Annotated in this window: 1 rRNA gene; it reads right to left on the bottom strand. The window is 58.7% G+C overall.

The annotated features are described in order from the left end of the window. Positions 1 to 1,941, bottom strand: a 23S ribosomal RNA gene (locus ACRWNP_RS37025); the annotation flags it as partial. Between the last annotated feature and the right edge of the window lie 137 nt (positions 1,942 to 2,078).

The following is a 2,078-nucleotide window of genomic DNA, read 5'->3' as shown; positions in this document are numbered from 1 at the left end:
TCCCCTCACCAGCAATGGCCCCCCTTCTCCCGAAGTTACGGGGGCATTTTGCCGAGTTCCTTAACCACAGTTCACCCGAACGCCTCGGTATTCTCTACCTGACCACCTGAGTCGGTTTAGGGTACGGGCCGCCATGAAACTCGCTAGAGGCTTTTCTCGACAGCATAGGATCATCCACTTCACCACAATCGGCTCGGCATCAGGTCTCAGCCTCAAAGAGTGGCGGATTTGCCTACCACTCGGCCTACACCCTTACCCCGGGACAACCACCGCCCGGGCTGGACTACCTTCCTGCGTCACCCCATCGCTCACCTACTACCACCTCGGGTCACCGGCTCCACCACTCCGACCCACAGCAAAGCTGAAGGCCGGCGGCTTCACGGGCTTAGCATCAGAGGGTTCAGCGCTGGCGCTTCAAAGCGGGTACCGGAATATCAACCGGTTGTCCATCGACTACGCCTGTCGGCCTCGCCTTAGGTCCCGACTTACCCTGGGCAGATCAGCTTGACCCAGGAACCCTTAGTCAATCGGCGCAAGAGTTTCCCACTCTTGTATCGCTACTCATGCCTGCATTCTCACTCGTGAACCGTCCACGACTCCCTTCCAGGGCCGCTTCACCCGGCACACGACGCTCCCCTACCCATCACAGCCTCCGTTGGGAGTATTGCTGCAATGACACGACTTCGGCGGTACGCTTGAGCCCCGCTACATTGTCGGCGCGGAATCACTTGACCAGTGAGCTATTACGCACTCTTTCAAGGGTGGCTGCTTCTAAGCCAACCTCCTGGTTGTCTCTGCGACTCCACATCCTTTCCCACTTAGCGTACGCTTAGGGGCCTTAGTCGATGCTCTGGGCTGTTTCCCTCTCGACCACGGAGCTTATCCCCCGCAGTCTCACTGCCGCGCTCTCACTTACCGGCATTCGGAGTTTGGCTAAGGTCAGTAACCCGGTAGGGCCCATCGCCTATCCAGTGCTCTACCTCCGGCAAGAAACACACGACGCTGCACCTAAATGCATTTCGGGGAGAACCAGCTATCACGGAGTTTGATTGGCCTTTCACCCCTAACCACAGGTCATCCCCCAGGTTTTCAACCCTGGTGGGTTCGGTCCTCCACGCGGTCTTACCCACGCTTCAACCTGCCCATGGCTAGATCACTCCGCTTCGGGTCTTGGGCATGCGACTGAACCGCCCTATTCGGACTCGCTTTCGCTACGGCTACCCCACACGGGTTAACCTCGCCACACACCGCAAACTCGCAGGCTCATTCTTCAAAAGGCACGCAGTCACGAGACACCAGCAAGCTGATGCCCGACGCTCCCACGGCTTGTAGGCACACGGTTTCAGGTACTATTTCACTCCGCTCCCGCGGTACTTTTCACCATTCCCTCACGGTACTATCCGCTATCGGTCACCAGGGAATATTTAGGCTTAGCGGGTGGTCCCGCCAGATTCACACGGGATTTCTCGGGCCCCGTGCTACTTGGGAGTCGCACAAGCAAGCCGCTGATGTTTCAGCTACGGGGGTCTTACCCTCTACGCCGGACCTTTCGCATGTCCTTCGCCTACATCAACGGTTTCTGACTCGCCCAGCCGCCGGCAGACGACTGAAGTACGATCCCACAACCCCACATGCGCAACCCCTGCCGGGTATCACACGCATACGGTTTGGCCTCATCCGGTTTCGCTCGCCACTACTCCCGGAATCACGGTTGTTTTCTCTTCCTGCGGGTACTGAGATGTTTCACTTCCCCGCGTTCCCTCCACACTGCCTATGTGTTCAGCAGCGGGTGACAGCCCATGACGACTGCCGGGTTTCCCCATTCGGACACCCCCGGATCAAAGCTCGGTTGACAGCTCCCCGGGGCCTATCGCGGCCTCCCACGTCCTTCATCGGTTCCTGGTGCCAAGGCATCCACCGTGCGCCCTTAAAAACTTGGCCACAGATGCTCGCGTCCACTATGCAGTTCTCAAACAACGACCCGTCACCCAACTCCCCCCGCCTTGAACGGAGTTCATCGAGTCCGGTCCACAACCGAGAACACTTCCATGCCCTCAGGACCCAACAGCGTGCCCGAC

Source organism: Actinacidiphila sp. bgisy160, from assembly GCF_965342435.1.
GTDB lineage: Bacteria > Actinomycetota > Actinomycetes > Streptomycetales > Streptomycetaceae > Actinacidiphila.
The sequence above is the reverse complement of the archived record's forward strand: the minus strand, read 5'-3'. Positions and strand labels throughout refer to the sequence as shown.